This is a genomic window from Paraburkholderia sp. A1RI_3L (genome assembly GCF_048957895.1).
GTDB lineage: Bacteria > Pseudomonadota > Gammaproteobacteria > Burkholderiales > Burkholderiaceae > Paraburkholderia > Paraburkholderia kururiensis.
In genome coordinates, this window is the sequence record NZ_JARCHA010000008.1 from 95,865 (window position 1) to 112,254 (window position 16,390).

The 16,390-nt window shown below is 64.2% G+C and carries 16 protein-coding genes; 10 read left to right on the top strand and 6 right to left on the bottom strand.

The window, feature by feature from the left end; translation table 11 throughout:
- Window positions 1-610 precede the first annotated feature (610 nt).
- Window positions 611-826, top strand: coding sequence for a hypothetical protein (locus tag PXJ20_RS21145; RefSeq protein WP_017777520.1), 216 nt, complete (start codon window positions 611-613; stop codon window positions 824-826).
- 38 nt (window positions 827-864) lie between these two features.
- Here PXJ20_RS21145 and PXJ20_RS21150 read toward each other — a convergent pair whose 3' ends face one another.
- Both PXJ20_RS21150 and PXJ20_RS21155 read right to left on the bottom strand, forming a co-directional pair.
- Entirely contained in the window at window positions 865-1,089 is a 225-nt protein-coding gene (locus PXJ20_RS21150; protein ID WP_421031067.1) for a hypothetical protein, read from the bottom strand.
- Window positions 1,090-1,270: 181 nt separating this feature from the next.
- Window positions 1,271-1,474 (bottom strand): cold-shock protein, encoded by a 204-nt coding sequence (locus tag PXJ20_RS21155; protein ID WP_017777519.1) that lies wholly within the window; start codon window positions 1,472-1,474, stop codon window positions 1,271-1,273.
- A 501-nt stretch (window positions 1,475-1,975) separates the two neighbouring features.
- On the opposite strand from PXJ20_RS21155, the gene rpsU reads away from it, so the two are divergent.
- Both rpsU and PXJ20_RS21165 read left to right on the top strand, forming a co-directional pair.
- Window positions 1,976-2,188, top strand: coding sequence for a 30S ribosomal protein S21 (gene rpsU, locus PXJ20_RS21160; protein WP_413214367.1), 213 nt, complete (start codon window positions 1,976-1,978; stop codon window positions 2,186-2,188).
- 247 nt (window positions 2,189-2,435) lie between these two features.
- A complete protein-coding gene (locus PXJ20_RS21165; protein ID WP_017777517.1) occupies window positions 2,436-3,047 on the top strand; it encodes a LysE family translocator in 612 nt (203 codons plus the stop codon).
- Window positions 3,048-3,126: 79 nt separating this feature from the next.
- Here PXJ20_RS21165 and PXJ20_RS21170 read toward each other — a convergent pair whose 3' ends face one another.
- Window positions 3,127-4,059 (bottom strand): LysR family transcriptional regulator, encoded by a 933-nt coding sequence (locus PXJ20_RS21170; RefSeq protein WP_017777516.1) that lies wholly within the window; start codon window positions 4,057-4,059, stop codon window positions 3,127-3,129.
- Window positions 4,060-4,284: 225 nt separating this feature from the next.
- Here PXJ20_RS21170 and PXJ20_RS21175 point away from each other — a divergent pair, with 225 nt between their 5' ends.
- The 6 genes from PXJ20_RS21175 to PXJ20_RS21200 are packed head-to-tail and all read left to right on the top strand — an operon-like array spanning window position 4,285 to window position 11,066.
- Window positions 4,285-5,826 (top strand): ABC transporter substrate-binding protein, encoded by a 1,542-nt coding sequence (locus PXJ20_RS21175; protein WP_421031068.1) that lies wholly within the window; start codon window positions 4,285-4,287, stop codon window positions 5,824-5,826.
- 52 nt (window positions 5,827-5,878) lie between these two features.
- The gene (locus PXJ20_RS21180) at window positions 5,879-6,796 is read left to right on the top strand and encodes an ABC transporter permease (protein WP_421031069.1); all 918 of its coding nucleotides are present in this window, start codon (window positions 5,879-5,881) and stop codon (window positions 6,794-6,796) included.
- A gap of 9 nt (window positions 6,797-6,805) precedes the next feature.
- Window positions 6,806-7,714: an ABC transporter permease gene (locus tag PXJ20_RS21185; protein ID WP_421031070.1), complete on the top strand. Its 909-nt coding sequence runs from the start codon at window positions 6,806-6,808 to the stop codon at window positions 7,712-7,714.
- A gap of 25 nt (window positions 7,715-7,739) precedes the next feature.
- The gene (locus tag PXJ20_RS21190; RefSeq protein ID WP_421031071.1) at window positions 7,740-8,729 is read left to right on the top strand and encodes an ABC transporter ATP-binding protein; all 990 of its coding nucleotides are present in this window, start codon (window positions 7,740-7,742) and stop codon (window positions 8,727-8,729) included.
- Window positions 8,730-8,785: 56 nt separating this feature from the next.
- Window positions 8,786-9,652, top strand: a complete 867-nt coding sequence (locus PXJ20_RS21195; protein WP_421032591.1) for an ATP-binding cassette domain-containing protein — start codon at window positions 8,786-8,788, stop codon at window positions 9,650-9,652.
- A gap of 4 nt (window positions 9,653-9,656) precedes the next feature.
- On the top strand, window positions 9,657-11,066 hold the full coding sequence (locus tag PXJ20_RS21200; protein WP_421031072.1) for a M20 family metallopeptidase: 1,410 nt from the start codon (window positions 9,657-9,659) through the stop codon (window positions 11,064-11,066).
- A 27-nt stretch (window positions 11,067-11,093) separates the two neighbouring features.
- On the opposite strand, the gene PXJ20_RS21205 is transcribed toward PXJ20_RS21200, so the two are convergent.
- The 3 genes from PXJ20_RS21205 to PXJ20_RS21215 all read right to left on the bottom strand — a co-directional run bounded on the left by PXJ20_RS21205 (window position 11,094) and on the right by PXJ20_RS21215 (window position 13,573).
- Window positions 11,094-11,249 (bottom strand): hypothetical protein, encoded by a 156-nt coding sequence (locus PXJ20_RS21205; RefSeq protein ID WP_017777509.1) that lies wholly within the window; start codon window positions 11,247-11,249, stop codon window positions 11,094-11,096.
- Complete coding sequence (locus PXJ20_RS21210; RefSeq protein WP_017777508.1) at window positions 11,249-12,499, bottom strand: MFS transporter; 1,251 nt, start codon at window positions 12,497-12,499, stop codon at window positions 11,249-11,251. Before PXJ20_RS21210 ends, PXJ20_RS21205 begins: the two co-directional genes overlap by 1 nt.
- Before the next feature lie 147 nt (window positions 12,500-12,646).
- On the bottom strand, window positions 12,647-13,573 hold the full coding sequence (locus PXJ20_RS21215) for a LysR substrate-binding domain-containing protein (RefSeq protein WP_126876416.1): 927 nt from the start codon (window positions 13,571-13,573) through the stop codon (window positions 12,647-12,649).
- 472 nt (window positions 13,574-14,045) lie between these two features.
- Here PXJ20_RS21215 and PXJ20_RS21220 point away from each other — a divergent pair, with 472 nt between their 5' ends.
- Window positions 14,046-15,962, top strand: a complete 1,917-nt coding sequence (locus tag PXJ20_RS21220; RefSeq protein WP_421031073.1) for a hypothetical protein — start codon at window positions 14,046-14,048, stop codon at window positions 15,960-15,962.
- Window positions 15,963-16,390: the final 428 nt, after the last annotated feature.

Genomic DNA, 16,390 nt, shown 5'->3' on the forward strand with positions numbered 1-16,390 from the left:
CTTCTCCCGCTTCGCGACCGCCGCGATAGCTCCAGAATTTCCGCTGTACAAATCGGGCAATGGGCGTAGCATGAGGCGGTCGATTGCCCCTCGTCCGTTCCCGGCGCCCCGCCCGTCTCCTGTCGAATGGGAATCGGCCACGCGCCTTCCTTGCGGGCCGAACAAACCGGCCGATCGTGTGAACACTGAATCCGGCCGCTCACACACCCTCCCCTCCGCCGCGTGGTGATGCGGCCTCAAAGGTATCCCATGACAACAGGTTTGCGTCTTTATCGCGGTCTGGAAATTTATCCGCTGGTCTATCCGCATCGCGCAACCGAGCCCGGGTTGGGGCATAACTACGACGAAGGGTTCGACGCTGCTGTACGAATCCAGGAACCAGGAAGCTCGAACGGGATATCGCGCAGCCGCGTATTCAGGCTGTCGAGCGCAACGCCCTTCCGGAACGCCGGCGACGCGAGGCGTGCATCGACCGCGTACGCGGAACACCTCATCGATACCTGCCCTCTGAACACGAACGTTCTCGATCTGCAGGCGTGAACAGGGGCCAGGGGCGATCTTCGCACCCGCGGCCGCGGCCGCGGCCGCGGCAGCCAGGCAAGGAAAGCACATGCACTTCAATTCGACGCGATTCACCATTGACCCCACACCACGTCGGGCCGACGGCGAATACATCGCGCACGCCCGCATCAGCACTAGCCGCGCGGACGGTAGCGCATGCGACATTCATACGAGCGGCGATCTGGCGGGGTTCGACGTACGCGAAGACGCTGTTGCGTACGCAAAAATCTGGGCACAGGAGTGGCTGGACGCGCGTTTCGGCTAAGCGACGCGCGATCGGCGATCTGTGTAGACAGCGAGGCGTCAGCCGCGCGTATCGATCCAGTCGCGCGCCCATCGGTCAGAGTAGCCGATGGCGTCTTCTTCGGAACTGAAATATCCGATCGAATAAAACTCGTAAACCGCTGATCCGGAATGGACGTCGGACCGCGAGAGCAATACGTTTGAGGAAAAACAGCCGTCAGGCAAACAGCGAGCAGACGGCGAAACCGCATAACCGCGGTATTGTCTGGTGGAAGAAATTTGCATTATTGGTGATGAAATTAAACATGGGTGTGCGACCGCGCCTTTCCGTAAAGGAACGCAGATCTATTCAGATCGGAGAACCAGCCTTGGGGGATGCAACCTGAGGTGTATTCCCCGCCGAAAACGGTCGAGGAATACGATGAGAAAGCGTTCGCGGCGAGTGCGGCGAACGCTCGAAAGACTTTTACAGCGGCTTGATGTTGGACGCCTGAAGGCCCTTCGGGCCACGCTTCGTTTCGAAGCTGACCTTCTGGTTTTCAGCCAACGTCTTGAAACCGTCGCCGGAGATTTCCGAGAAGTGCGCGAACAGGTCGGGGCCGCCTTCATCCGGCGTGATGAAACCAAAACCCTTACCTTCGTTAAACCATTTGACCGTACCGGTATTCATGATGAATCCCTCAAAAAAATAAATTGATCATTCCCGTGCCACGGGGCAGCGGGGAAGCACCAAGAGGGAGAAAGAGGAAAACGAACTCCGCGCAAATGGCGGACAAGAGACGACACCAATTGAACTTCCTGAATACTTCAGCGGCGTAAGATACGCGGATCGCCCGACCGGGTCAACTCATTTCACGTCGCCAAACGTAACAGCACGAAAGATGCGGAATTGCCGGTAATTTGAGCAGGAAATAGCGTTACACACTCAGGCATCATGCGTATAGTGCGCTTCAGCAGCAGCGCCGCACTCCGCACTGCATTCGATCGGAATCCGAATCGTATCCCCCGGCTCGGGTGAATATCGTGCGGCCGGGGAGCAAAAACGCCGGGCACAGGAGGCGCCGTACAGACAGTGGCTTCCCGTCGAATGTCGTTCAATGTCGATGGCGCAATGCATCGCCGCCGCGGATGCCCAGATGATTCACCATGCCAACTCATATCCAGGAAAGAATTGACTACCGTAACCCCCAAGCTGAACGAGCCCGTAGAGGTTGCACTGCGTCGCTTCCGACGTTCCATCGAGAACACCGGTCTTCTCAAGGAATTGCGCGCCAGAATGGCCTATGAAACGCCCACGGCGAAGCGCAAACGGAAGAAGGGCGCGGCGGTCGCCCGGCTGCGAAAACAGATCAAGCGATCGTTGCCGCCAAAGAAACTGTACTGAGTAGAAGTTAATCGTAGACAGGCGAACGCGGCACGGCGACGCGCTAACCGTCGCCAGCCGCCCCTCGCCGTCAACACCTTGCCGGCTGCCCCATCACAACAATAACGGCGAAACGCCCACGAGCGGGCTGTATTACCATTTCGCCACGGCCTCGAAGCGGACCTCCACCTCCGCTCGCCTTCAGGCGCCGATGCCACCCCGCAACCACGCGCCCACCACAGGCAGCGTCCGGCATGGAGACACCTCAATGACACTCTCAGGTCTGTCCGTATTCGCACTCGCGCTGATCGTGGCCGCCGGCTCGCCCGGCCCCAGCATCGCTGCGCTCGTCGCACGCGTGCTCACCAATGGCGTGCGCGACGTGTTGCCCTTTCTGGCCGCCATGTGGATTGGCGAAGCGCTGTGGCTGACCTGCGCGGTGACGGGGCTCGCCGTGCTCGCCCATACGTTCGCCCTTGCATTCATGGCCGTGAAATTCGCGGGCGTCGCCTATCTGCTTTATCTCGCGTGGAAGATGTGGCACGCGCCCGCCGACGTGCGCGAAAGCGCGCTGCCGCGTGGCCAGTCGCCATGGCGCATGTTCGTGGCGGGACTGATGGTGACGCTTGGCAATCCGAAGATCATGGTCTTCTATCTCGCGCTGCTGCCCACCATCGTGGACCTCTCACGCGTGGGCACGGTAGCGTGGCTCGAACTGACGGCAACCATGCTGATCGTCCTGATGATGGTGGACTTCGGGTGGACCGTGGTGGCGGCTCGCGCGCGCAAGTTGCTGACGAACCGCCGCGCCGTGAAGATCGCCAACCGCGTGAGCGCGACGATGATGGCGGGCGCAGCCGCCGCCATCGCCACCCGATAGCTGTCGCACCACCCTGCAGGCGTGCGTTCACGCTTCGCACGCTGCGCCTGAGCGCGTTCGCGCGGGTCTTGCTGCGCTCTCACGAAGCGCTGTCTGCCTTTGCGCCGATATTCGCGAGTTGCGCGCGCAAGAACTCCAGAAACAACTGCACCACCTTGGGCAGCGTGCGTCCCACGAGCGTCTGCAGTTCGATGCTGCGCGCGTCCATGCCGCGATCGCTGATGCGTACGAGCGCCATCTCGCCCCGCACCTGTCGCGAGCGGACGGTGACTTCGCCTGAGATCGAGACCGCGTCCGAGGCCAGCGCAAAGTTGTGCAGCGACACGATGTAGTTGCTGACCATCACGGGTTCGATAGCGAGCCGCTGCTGGCTCGACACCACGTCGAAGAGCTGGCGGATGGTCGTGCTCGTGTCCGGCAACGCCAGCGGCCACGCGCAAAGCTGCGCGAGCGACACCTGCGGAAAACGCGCGAGCGGATGGTCGCGCCGCATGACGGCCATCACTGGCGCAGGCTCGCGGTGCTCGATCTTGATGTCGCTTTGCGGGGTGCGGCTGAACGTAACGCCGATGTCGGTCTCGCCTTCGCGCACGCGCCGCGAGACTGTGGCGGGCGCGCACACAGCCGTGTGAAAGACGATGCCCGGATACTTCTTGCGAAACTCGGCAATGGTTTGCGGCAGAAACTCGATGGCGAATCCTTCCGACGTCGCGACCCGCACCTGTCCGCGCCGCAACCCCTGCAATGCGTCGATGTCCTGAACGAGCCGGTCCGCCTCCAGTGCTGTGCGCAACGCGTAGACCGCGAGCATTTCGCCGGCCGCGCTTGCCACCATGCCGCGCGAGCGTCGCTCGAAGAGCGGCGTGCCCAGTACGTCCTCGAGATGTGCGATCTGCCGGCTGATCGCGGAACCGGCAACGTTCAGGCGAGTGGAAGCCTCGCTGATCGAGCCGGCCCGCACGACTTCGAGAAAGTAACGAAGCGCCGTTTCCTGAAGGTGGTGATGTTTCATCGTGTCCCTTTTGCCGGTGGTTCGCTTGTGCTTCGAACGCGGTCGCCGCTGGGCAATACGCTGCCGTGCCCTGCCGTGCCATTTCGGCAACGCAGATTTATTGTTTCCATAATAGTCGCAACAAAATTCACCGATTAGTCTTGGTGCACGGTCGTATGACGCGCCGGCACACCGGTGGGTCATTGCAACGCTTTGGACATTCACCGCGTTCACAGGAGTCTCGCCATGACCCGTCGCACCCGGGCGTTCGCACTCGCCGCCGGCGCATGTCTCTCGCTGTCCCTTGCGCTCTTTGCGCCTGTTAGTGCGTACGCCGGCAAGGCGAACGACACGCTCGTCTACGCGTCCGACAGCGAACCCGAGAACATCTCGCCGTACCACAACAACCTGCGCGAAGGCGTGATCGTCGCGCACATGGTGTGGGACACGCTGATCTACCGCGACCCCACCACGGGCGCCTACAAGCCCGAACTCGCTACGGCCTGGAAGTGGGAGTCGCCCACCTCGCTCGTGCTCGACCTGCGCCACGACGTGAACTTCCAGAACGGCGACCACTTCACCGCGGACGACGTCGTGTTCACCTTCAACTACGTCGTCTCGCCCGACTCGAAGGTCGTGACGCGGCAAAACACCGACTGGATCAAGAACGCAGAGAAGATCAGCGACTATCAGGTGCGCGTCAACCTGAAGGCGCCCTTCCCGGCCGCGCTCGAATATCTTTCGGGTCCTACGCCCATCTATCCGGCCGCGTACTTCAAGAAGGTCGGGCTCGAAGGGTTCAGCAAGGCACCTGTCGGCACGGGTCCTTATCGCATTACCGCAGTCACGCCCGGTGTCGGCGTAACGATGGTCAAGAATCCGAACTATTTCAAGAACAGCCCGCTCGGCACACCGAAAATCGGCACGATCAAGTTCGTCGTGATTCCCGATCCGGAAACGCGCTCGGCGCAACTCATGACAGGCGCGGTGGACTGGATCTGGCGCGTGCCTGCGGACCAGGCCGACTCGCTGAAGTCGATGCCCAATCTCACGGTGGTGGGCGGCGAGACGATGCGCGTCGGCTACCTCTCCATGGATGCGCAAGGCACTTCCGCATCCAATTCGCCGTTCAAGGACGTGCGCGTGCGCCAGGCCGTGAACTACGCCATCGACCGTGCCTCGCTCACCCGGAACCTGGTTCGCGGCGGTAGTCAGCCCGTCTACTCCGCCTGCTTTCGCACCCAGTTCGGCTGTGACACGACAGGCGTCGTGAAATACGAGTACAACCCGGCGAAGGCGCGCGAGCTGCTCAAGGCCGCAGGCTATCCGAACGGCTTCGATACCGACCTCTACGCGTATCGCGAACGCGAGTACGCCGAAGCGATGATCGGCGACCTGCGCAAGGTGGGCATCAACGCGCGGCTTCACTACCTGCAATACGCGGCGCTGCGCACGGCGCAGCGCGCGGGCAAGACGCCCATGACGTTCCAGGCCTGGGGCTCGTTCTCGGTGAACGACGTCTCCGCGTTCACGAGCGTCTACTTCAAGGGCGGCCCAGACGACAGCGCCAAAGACCCGACCGTGGAGAAGTGGCTCGATACCGCGGACTCCTCGAACGATGCGGGCATCCGCAAGGTCAATTACTCGAAGGCGCTCACACGTATCAGCGAACAGGCCTACTGGGCGCCGCTCTTCTCGTATTCGACCAACTACGCGTTCACCTCGTCACTGAACTTCAAGGCGTACCCGGACGAGTTGCCGCGTTTCTACGAAGCCTCCTGGAAGTAGGCGCACGACCACAACCGCAGCGACTACCCATTCGTCACTCACCGGTCCAGCCATGTTCGCCTACACGCTTCGCCGCCTCGCGCTCGCCATCGCGGTCGCGCTGACTGTGTCGATCATCAGCTTCGCGCTGTTGCACCTGTCCGGCGATCTCGCCACGGCCATCGCCGGACCGGAAGCCACCGCCGCGCAGGTGGAAACGCTGCGCCACCAGTTCGGACTGGACCGTCCCGTCACCTCGCAGTATCTGGACTGGCTCTGGCACGCGGTTCATCTGGATTTCGGGCGCTCGTTCTTCTTCCAGTCGTCGGTGGTCGATCTGATTGCGGAACGGCTGCCCGTCACGCTGAAACTGGGCGGCATCGCACTTGCCATCGCGGTACTCGTCGCGATTCCGCTCGGTGTGGCCGCCGCGCTGTATCGGGACACCTGGGTGGACCGCCTCGCACTTTTCGTCGCGGTGATCGGCCAGGCGATGCCGAGCTTCTGGTTCGGCCTCACGCTGATCCTCGTCTTCGCGGTGGGACTCAAGTGGCTGCCGGTGGCGGGCAACAGCAGCTGGCAGCATTTCGTACTCCCGGCCATTGCGCTGGGCTACTACGCCACGCCAGCCATGATGCGGCTCACGCGCACCGGCATGCTCGACGTGCTCGGCGCCGACTACATCCGCACCGCGCGCGCCAAAGGTCTCACGCCGGCACGCGTCGTGATCCGCCATGCGCTACGCAACGCGCTGATTCCCGTGGTGGCGCTCGCCGCCGTCGAACTCGGCTTCATGCTGGGCGGGTCCGTGGTGATCGAATCGGTGTTCTCGCTGCAAGGGCTCGGCCAGCTGGCCTGGGACGCCATTTCGCGCAATGACTTTCCCGTCGTTCAGGCAGTCGTACTGATCATCGCGATGTTCTACATCGGCCTCACGTTTCTTGCCGATATCGCCAACGCCGCGCTTGACCCTCGCCTTCGTACGCGCTAGGAGCCGCCCATGTCATCGCCTCCGCCGCACTATCCCGCGCTCACCCTCGCCTTGCCGCCGCGCCGGCATGTTCTGCGGCGCGTATTCGGCCGCGCACTCGATCATCGCAGTCTCGTGGTCGGTGCGGTGCTGCTTGCGCTTATCGTCATCGCCGCGGCGCTGGCGCCGGTCCTCGCGCCACACGACCCCTATGCCCAGGATCTTGCAAGCCGGCTCCTGCCGCCCGTCTGGAATCCGCGCGGCAGCTGGCTCCACGTGCTCGGCACCGACAAGCTGGGCCGCGACTATCTGAGCCGGCTGCTCTACGGCGCCCGCGTGTCGCTTGTGATCGGCGTATGCGCGGCGTCGCTTTCCGCGCTGATCGGCACCACGCTCGGCGTGCTGGCGGGTTACTTCGGCGGACGCGTCGACGCGGTGATCAGCTACCTCATCACCACGCGGCTCGCCATGCCGGTGGTGCTCGTGGCGCTCGCCATGTCGTCGCTGATCGGCGGGTCGCTGAAGACGGTGATCCTGCTGCTGGGCCTGTTGCTGTGGGACCGCTTCGCGGTGGTATCCCGCTCCGTGGCACAGCAGTTGCGCGACGCCGAGTTCATCGCGGCCGCCCGCGCCGTGGGCGCCTCCACGCCGTACATTCTGCTGCGCGAATTGCTGCCGAACATCGCGGGTGCGTTGATCGTCGTGGCGACGCTCGAAATGGCTCACGCCATCCTGCTCGAAGCCACGCTCTCGTTCCTCGGTCTCGGCGTGCCGCCGCCCATGCCCTCGTGGGGGCTCATGATTTCAGAAGGCAAGACGTATATGTTCTTCCAGCCCTGGGTGATCCTCATTCCCGGCGCGGCGCTGGCGCTCACCGTGCTCGCCATCAACCTGGTGGGCGACGGCATGCGCGACCTCACCACGCCCGACGGCCGCTAGACGATCACTCAACAAGGAGCGAGCCATGAGCCTGTTGCTCGACGTCGAAAACCTGCGGGTCGATCTGCCCACACCGAACGGCACGCTGCACGCCGTGCGCGGCATCGACTTTCAAATTGCGCACGGCGAGACGCTTTGCATCGTGGGCGAATCGGGTTGCGGTAAATCGATGACGTCGCTCGCGCTGATGGGTTTGCTGCCGCGCCGCGCAACGCGGCACGCTACACGTCTCGCCTTCGACGGCACCAACCTGCTCGCGCTCGACGATCGCGCCATGGGCCGTCTGCGCGGCAACCGCATTGCGATGATTTTTCAGGAGCCCATGACGTCGCTGAACCCGTCGTACACGCTCGGCAACCAGCTGTGCGAAGCGTTGCAGCAACACCGCAAGGTGACGCACCGGGCGGCACGCGATCGCGCGGTCTACCTGCTCGAGCGAACAGGCGTGACGAATGCTGCTGAGCGGCTCGGCCAGTATCCGCATCAGCTGTCGGGCGGCCTGCGCCAGCGCGTGCTGATCGCCATGGCGTTGATGTGCGAGCCCGACCTGATCGTGGCCGACGAACCCACCACCGCACTCGACGTCACGATTCAGGCGCAAATCCTGCACATGCTGCGCGAGTTGCAGCAGGAAATGGGCGCGGCCGTGCTGTTCATTACGCACGACCTCGGTGTGGTCTCGCGCATCGCAGATCGCGTCGCCGTAATGTACGCAGGGCAGATCGTCGAAACTGCATCTGCGCCGCATCTCTTCGCGCAGCCCAGCCATCCTTATACGCGCGGACTCCTCAACTGCATTCCGGTGCGCGGCAAGACGCGGCCCGGCAGCAAGCTCGAAGCCATCCCGGGCGTCGTGCCGTCGCTCGTGGGCGAGTTCTCGGGCTGCGCATTCCGCAACCGCTGTTCGCTGGCACACGATGCATGCCTGCAAACGCCCGCGCTTGCCGAAGTGGACGCGCAGCATCTTTCCCGTTGTGTGCTCTCCGCCGGCGCAACTGCCGAGGTGACGTCATGAACGCCGTTGCGCATTCGTTGCCTGCCAGCCCGGCTCAAGCCGATCTGCCGCCGCGCATGGCCAAGGTCAACACGGCGACCGCCCAGACCCGCGACATCGCACTCGAACTCTGCGCACTCACCCGCACGTTCGAACTGGGCCGTGGGCTCTTTCGCAAGCCGCGTCCATTGAAGGCCGTGGACGACGTCTCGCTGCGGCTCTATCGCGGCGAAACGCTCGGCCTCGTCGGCGAATCGGGCTGCGGCAAGAGCACGCTCGCGAAGATGCTGCTGGGTCTCGTCACACCCACCACAGGCAGCATTCTCGTGGACGGCCGCCAGATCGATCCGCGTGGCACGCGGCAGTTGGCGCAGCGAATCCAGCCGGTTTTTCAAGATCCCTACTCGTCCCTGAACCCACGAAAAACGGTGGCGCAGATCGTCGGGTTGCCGCTGTGGCTGCACAACCGCGGCACTGCCGCAGAGCAGGCCGCCGAAGTCAAACGCATGCTCGACCTCGTCGGCATGCCGGAGCGCACGCACGGGCAATATCCGAATCAGCTTTCGGGCGGCCAGCGGCAGCGCGTGGCGATTGCCCGCGCGCTGATCCTGCGGCCCGCCATCCTGATCTGCGACGAACCGACGTCGGCGCTCGACGTCTCCGTGCAGGCGCAAATTCTCAATCTGCTGCTCGATCTGAAAGCGGAGTTCGGGCTCAGCTATCTGTTCATCAGCCACGACCTCGGCGTGGTGGAACATCTCGCGGACCGCGTCGCCGTGATGTATCGCGGCAGCATCGTCGAGCAGAACAGTTGCGAGCAGATTTTCTCGAACCCCGAGCATCCCTACACACGGACGCTGCTTTCCTCGGTCTTGACGCCCGCGCCGGGGCTCGGCCTGCCCGGCCCCGACGCGCTTCATGCATCGCCCCCATCTGGAGACTGACACGATGAGCCGTAGCCGCGCCATCGACATGGCCACTTCCTACTTCGACGACGGCCGCTTCATGCACGTGCTCGACGAGCGCGTCGCCATGCGCACCGAGAGCCAGTTGCCCGACTCGCAGCCCGCGCTCTATGCGTATCTGCGCGAGCACATGGTGCCCGCGCTCGCGGCGCTCGGCTTCACGTCGCGCATCGTCGACAACCCCGTGTCCGGCAAGAGCCCGTTCCTGCTCGCCGAGCGCATCGAAGATCCGGCAGCGCTCACTGTGCTGACCTACGGGCACGGCGACGTGGTGCCCGGACACGACGCGCAGTGGCGCGAAGGACTCGCCCCCTGGCGGGTCGTCGTGGACGGCGACCGCTGGTACGGACGCGGCACCGCCGACAACAAGGGCCAGCACACCATCAACCTCGCGGCGCTCGAACAGGTGATCGAAGCGCGTGGCGGACGCCTCGGCTACAACGTGAAGGCGATCATCGAGATGGGCGAGGAAACCGGCTCGCCAGGCCTCGCCGAGGTGTGCGCGCAGCACCGCGAAGCGCTCGCTGCCGACGTCTTCATCGCCTCGGACGGCCCGCGCGTGGCGGCCACGCGCCCCACGCTCTTTCTCGGCTCGCGCGGCAACTTCAACTTCACGCTGCAAATCAAGCTGCGCGAGGGCGCGCATCATTCGGGCAATTGGGGCGGACTGCTGCGCAGCCCCGGCATTCGCCTCGCCAACGCGCTCTCGACAATGGTCGATGCGCACGGCCGCATTCTCGTGAAAGGGCTCTTGCCCGAGACACTGCCGGAAAGCGTGCGCGAGGCGCTGCGCTCCATCGAAGTGGGCGGCGGCCCCAACGATCCCGAGATCGACCCTGCCTGGGGCGAGCCGGACCTCACGCCCGTGGAACGCGTGTTCGCGTGGAATGCGCTGGAAATACTCGCGTTTCGTACCGGCAATCCCGATGCGCCCGTGAATGCGATTCCGGGCCACGCCGTCGCGCATTGCCAGTTGCGCTACGTCGTGGGCACGGACACGGAGAACCTCGTGCGTCACCTTCGCGAGCATCTGGACGCGTACGGCTTCACCGAGATCGAAGTGACCGAGCGCGGCACACGCATGGCGGCAACGCGGCTCGACCCCGACGATCCCTGGGTGCGCTGGTGCCTCGCGTCGATACAGCACACCACCGGCGAAACGCCGGCGCTGCTGCCGAACCTGGGCGGGTCGCTACCCAACGACGTTTTCGCGCACATCCTCGGCTTGCCCACGCTGTGGGTGCCGCACTCGTACGCGGCCTGTTCCCAGCACGCGCCGAACGAGCATCTGCTTGGCAGCATCGCGCGCCAGTCGCTGCAGATCATGGCGGGATTGTTCTGGGACCTCGCCGAAGAAGGGCCAGCCATTCGAGAACAGAAGCGCGCGGTGTGAGCCGCGCGGCCGCGTGCACACCGCGCTTCATCCGCAAAACGAAAGGCCCGAGAGCAGTGAAACGAGCGCGGCGGGTGTGAGGTAGCCCGCGAAGCACCACGCAATGAAGACCGCGAAGGCAGCGAGGCCGATTATCGCCAGCGCTGCGGGGCCGCTCGGCACGATGCGCGCGGCTACTTTCATCACGCCGCCTGAGCAAGAGGCCGCGCGCGTTGCGCGACGCGTGCGTCGTCGATAGGCAGATGCAGCACACCGGCCACCACGCCCAGCGCCGCGGCGCCATACCAGAGCAGATCGTACGAGTGCGTCGCGTCATACACCACGCTGCCCAGCCACACGCCGAAGAAGCTGCCTAGCTGGTGGCCCAGAAAAACAAAGCCGAATAGCGTCGTGATGTACCTCACGCCGAACACCTGCGAGACGATGCCGTTCGTGAGCGGCACCGTGCCGAGCCAGATCAGTCCCATGACGAACGAGAACACATAGAGGCTCACAGGCGTGAGCGGCAGCAGGACGAACAGCAGCATCGTGGCCGCGCGCACGAAGTAGATCGCACTGAGCAGATATTTGCGGCGCAGGAAGCCACCCGCGTATCCGCACAGGAACGTGCCGGCGGTATTGGCGAGCGCGATGATGGCAAGCGCCGTGCTCGCATGACGCGCGGTGAGACCGTGATCGAGCAGATACGCCGGCATGTGCGAAGCGATGAAGGCGAGTTGGAAGCCGCACGCGAAGAAGCCGACGTTGAGAAGCCAGTAGCCGCGATGCGTAAGCGCCTCGCGCACGGCGGCCGCGATGGTTTGCGCCGCCACGCCAGCGGTCGTTCCATCGGCATTCGCGTTGTGAGCGGCAACGGGGCGGTCTCGCAGGAACACCGCGAGCGGCGCCGTGGTGAGCATGACGATCGCGAGCACGACCGTCGCATTGCGCCAGCCGATGCCCGTCAGCATGTCCTGCGCAAGCGGCACCATGCAAAACTGACCGAGGCCGCCAATCGTGCCGGCCACGCCAAGTGCCCAGCCGCGACGGTCCGCGGGAAAAAGCCGGCTCAGGGCGCCGTACACCGCACCGAACGCGCAGCCCGACAGCGCCACGCCCACCAATAGACCCGTGCCGAGGGTATAGAAGCCGGCCGTCGCGGAATGCGCCATCACAACCAGTCCCACGGCATAGAGCACGGCGCCTGCGGCAATCACGCGCGCCGAGCCGAAGCGGTCGGCCACCATGCCGGTGAGAGGCTGCGACACGCCCCAAAGCAGGTTCTGCAGCGCCAGCGCGAAGCCGAAGACTTCGCGCGGCCAGCCATGGTCCAGTGTCACAGGCATCAGGAAAAGGCCCTGCACGTTGCGCACGCCGAGGGCGGCGCCCATGACAATGCCGCCCGCCAGCACGAGCAGCCAGCGCCGCCGCCAGGCGGCTTCGGGTTCGATCACGGTGGTCTCCTTCAGGGTTCGTTCAAGCGTCCTTACGCGTTCGCGTGTTGGCGCATTAGAGCCCTGGAAGCCCCACGTCTCAATCGATTCTTTGGCATGCATCGCATGCGTCATACGCATGCGAACCGGGCAAACCCGGGCGCAGGTTTACAGCCCCGACGTGCCAGAGGCCTCGCCAGACTCCGCTTCGCTCACGATCCACGCTGCGACGGCGCGCACGTCGTCGCGCGGATGCTCGTCGGCCTGATGGAGCCAGTAGCCGTAGTCGGTGGAGCGCCCGTTCGTGTCCGGCCCAATCGCGGCGAGGCGGCCTTCGGCGAGCAACGGTCTCACGAGCGGCACGCGGCCCAGCGCGATGCCCTGCCCCGCGAGCGCGGCTTGAATGACCTGATCGTATTGGTTGAATCGCACGATGCTGCGAACCGGCGCGTCGGCCAGTCCGATGGAACCCAGGTGGTCGCGCCATTGCAGGAATGGCCGGCGCGCACCGTCGAATTCGAGCAGCACGTGCTGCGCGAGCGTGTCGGCATCGAGCTGCGTCACCGCGAGCGACGGGTGCGCCACGGGCACGATCGCTTCCTCGAAAAGACGTTGCGCGCTCGCCGGCGCCCTCGCCGCCGGCGCGTAACGAATGCCGAGATCGACGCCCTCTGCCTGGAGATCGAGCGGTTTGTCCGTGGCGGCGAAGCGCACGTCGATGCCGGGAAGGCGCTGCTGCAAGCGCCCGAGCCGCGGCAACAGCCAGAGCGAGGCCACGCCGATGCTCGCCGTGATGGTGACGGGGCGCCGCTGCTTCGACTGGCTCAGCAGTTCGAAGACGTCCTGGAGTTGCTGCACGGCGCTGTCCGCCGCGCGAAAGAGCCGCTCGCCTTCCGGCGTGAACGAAACCGTTCGATGACCGCGCTTGAGCAACGCGACGCCCAGCATCTGCTCGAGCGCCTGCACCTGGCGGCTCACAGCCGATTGCGTGAGGCAAAGATCCTGTGCCGCGAGCGTGATGCTCATGCGCCGGCCGACCGCAACGAAGCCGCGGACCGGATCAAGGGAAGCCAGCCGAACGAGGGGAAGTGCCATGCGTGAACCTCATGCGAACGATGCGACGAGGTTGGTCGACGACGGCGTATGAGTCAAGCCCCGACGCTCCGTTTAGCGAGGTTGCACTCCCCGGAGCAAGACGAGATGAAGCGCGAATTCGGTATGCCCGGCCATTCCCGATTTCGACCCCTCATTTACATTAAGTTACATTGAATTGCTTTAATCGTATAAATAAAAGCAGAAGACGCAAAAGGGACGTTATTTCTCCGCCGTACAAAAAAGTTCCAGGTAAAAAAGAACACGCATCAATGTTTTTGTCTTTTCATATCAATCGCTTACCAAGCCTTTCAAACAGCACCAAGCAACTTGTACCGAAGAAATAACATTTCGCGAAGCCACCCGATCCGAGACTTCTATTACTAATTTTATTTGATTTATTAACACGGTAATAAATGGAAAGAGGATGACCCTATACTGCGCGCCTTCGGTAATTTCTCGACAGGCGTGGAAAGTGGGTAAGACGACAGAGACAGCACATTCGGTAGAACACGCAGTGGGAAGCGCGACGCTTCCGGTAGTCCCGGCCATTCCGGGCTTCGCCATCGACGGCAACCGGCCGGCCACGCGCCGCCGCTTCCTCGCCGGGCTCTTTGCCGGCGCCGGCAGCCTCGCGCTGGCCGCATGCGGGGGCGGCAGCGGAACGTCGTCGGGCAGCAGTGCTTCGGCCACCAACGCCTCGATGTCCCAGCGTATCGCGGCCGCCACGCCGAGCGAATCGTCGTCGGGCACCACGGTGCCGCCCGCGGCCTCGATCATCGACGGCAACGGCGTGGCCTGGACGCTCTCGAACGGCGCCGTGCTGCGCGCCGGCGCCAACACCGGTTGCCCGGTGTCGGCCACCGTGGTGCTCTATTACAACCGCACGATCTACGCAGCCAATGCTTCGGGCGCGTGGTACATCAACGTCAACAACGTCTGGAAAGCGTCGAACGATCCGCGCGAATCCGCCTCGGGCACCGTCGTGCCGACAAACGCCGCCTCGATCACGGACGGCAACGGCGTGAGCTGGACCTGGAGCGGCGGCGCGGTGCTGCGCGCCGGCGTGAACACGGGCTGCCCGGTACTCGCCTCGTGGATTCTGTACTGGAACCACACCATCTACGCCTGGGACGCCTCGGGCCTCTGGTACGTGAACCGCAACAGCGCGTGGGTCGCCTCCTACGATCCGCGCGAATCCGCCTCGGGCTCGACCGTTCCGCCGCAGCGTGAAATCACGGACGGCAACAGCATGCCCTGGACCCTCGCCAACGGCGCGGTGCTGCGCAACGGCGCGAATACCGGGTGCCCCGTTGCGGCGTCGCTGCTGCTGTACTGGAATCACACCATCTACGCCGCCGACGCGAGCGGCCACTGGTACATCAACCAGAACAACGTCTGGAATGCGACCACGGACCCGCGCAATGCCTCGACCGTCGCGGCTGCCGCCGTGGCCCCCGGGCCGATCTTCTTCGGCATGAACGGCCACGTCGCGTGGACCTCGGGCGTGTATGCATCGATGACCGCCGCGCAGCAGGTGTCCATCCTCAAGGACCTGGGCGTCACCAACTATCGCGCGGACGTGGCGGACGCGGGCATGGCACAAACGGTGGCCAACGCGCTGAACGGTGCGTTCAAAGGCAGCGGCATCTCGATCCTGCCGTGCATCAACCCGATGAACTACAGCCTCACCGCGTCGGAGAGCACGGCATACAGCTACGGCTACCAGCTCGCGCAATCCATTGCGCAGGTATTGAAGGGGCTTGTCAGCTACATCGAGTGCGGCAACGAACTCGACGCCACGGGCCTCATCAGCAACGGCGCGGGCAACTCGCCGTCCAACTACAACCCGTCGTACTGGCCGGCGTTCCGCGGCATCATTCGCGGCATGATCGACGGCGTGAAGTCTGTGGACCCGAACATCAAGTGCGGCGTGAACGTGGGCGTGCCGCTCGCCTACACCGCGCTGCAGATGCTGTGGAACGGCCAGACGCCCAACGGCACCACCACGCCGACCTCGGGCGCCACGCCCGTGCACTGGGACATCACGATGTACCACTGGTACGAAACCTCGGGCGACATCGTGCGTGCGGGCTCGCAGGGCCTCACGAACGTGCTGCAGATCCTGCAGACCTCGTTCGGCGTGCCGATCTGGATCACGGAATGGGGCTACTACACGGGCGACACGTCGACCAACCAGGCGGCCTACGTGACCAACACGCTGCAGGAGTACTACTCGCTGCGCACCACGTACAACCTGCAGTGCGTGATGATGTACGAGCTTATCGACATGGGCGGCGGCGACGACTTCGGCGTGCTGCTGTCGGACGGCGTGACGAAGAAGTCGTCGTACGCGGCGTACAAGAACTTCACGGCAGCCAACGCGGTTTGACCTGATTCAATTCAATGTGACTTGACGCGGCTACCTGCCTGTTGCCGCTGGATCGCCAGCACAGGGGGCTGGTAGTCCGGTAGTGCGGTAGTGCGGTAGCCGCCGCATATTCGTTTTGGTTTTACGCGGTTGATCAGGCGCGGTCCGCGATTCATCGGCGGCCCCATGGGTGACTCGATTCGCGCCCGCGCTCCGCTTCGGGGCGAGGTTGACCCTCGCTCCCGTCGCTCTCCTCTCTCCTGCCTCCCCTCTCCTCCCGCCGGCTACCGCTTTCCGTGCGCCTCGGCCGGGCATGAGCGACCGGTTTGTTCTCTCCACCGCAAAATGGCGGGAATAACCGCCGCGAATCCTGTGTTCACAGTTGCATGAGCGCCCGTTGAACCGCGCTTCATGCCCGACGCCACGCCACCCGCGCAGGCGTCACACAG

Excerpts from the sequence above, each read along its gene's own strand:
- PXJ20_RS21190 (WP_421031071.1), top strand. The coding sequence starts at position 7,740 with ATGAGCCTGTTGCTCGACGTCGAAAACCTGCGGGTCGATCTGCCCACA.
- PXJ20_RS21215 (WP_126876416.1), bottom strand. The coding sequence starts at position 13,573 with ATGGCACTTCCCCTCGTTCGGCTGGCTTCCCTTGATCCGGTCCGCGGC.
- PXJ20_RS21155 (WP_017777519.1), bottom strand. The coding sequence starts at position 1,474 with ATGAATACCGGTACGGTCAAATGGTTTAACGAAGGTAAGGGTTTTGGT.
- PXJ20_RS21145 (WP_017777520.1), top strand. The coding sequence starts at position 611 with ATGCACTTCAATTCGACGCGATTCACCATTGACCCCACACCACGTCGG.
- PXJ20_RS21180 (WP_421031069.1), top strand. The coding sequence starts at position 5,879 with ATGTTCGCCTACACGCTTCGCCGCCTCGCGCTCGCCATCGCGGTCGCG.
- PXJ20_RS21200 (WP_421031072.1), top strand. The coding sequence starts at position 9,657 with ATGAGCCGTAGCCGCGCCATCGACATGGCCACTTCCTACTTCGACGAC.
- PXJ20_RS21175 (WP_421031068.1), top strand. The coding sequence starts at position 4,285 with ATGACCCGTCGCACCCGGGCGTTCGCACTCGCCGCCGGCGCATGTCTC.
- PXJ20_RS21170 (WP_017777516.1), bottom strand. The coding sequence starts at position 4,059 with ATGAAACATCACCACCTTCAGGAAACGGCGCTTCGTTACTTTCTCGAA.
- PXJ20_RS21195 (WP_421032591.1), top strand. The coding sequence starts at position 8,786 with ATGGCCAAGGTCAACACGGCGACCGCCCAGACCCGCGACATCGCACTC.
- PXJ20_RS21205 (WP_017777509.1), bottom strand. The coding sequence starts at position 11,249 with ATGAAAGTAGCCGCGCGCATCGTGCCGAGCGGCCCCGCAGCGCTGGCG.
- PXJ20_RS21150 (WP_421031067.1), bottom strand. The coding sequence starts at position 1,089 with ATGCAAATTTCTTCCACCAGACAATACCGCGGTTATGCGGTTTCGCCG.
- PXJ20_RS21185 (WP_421031070.1), top strand. The coding sequence starts at position 6,806 with ATGTCATCGCCTCCGCCGCACTATCCCGCGCTCACCCTCGCCTTGCCG.
- PXJ20_RS21165 (WP_017777517.1), top strand. The coding sequence starts at position 2,436 with ATGACACTCTCAGGTCTGTCCGTATTCGCACTCGCGCTGATCGTGGCC.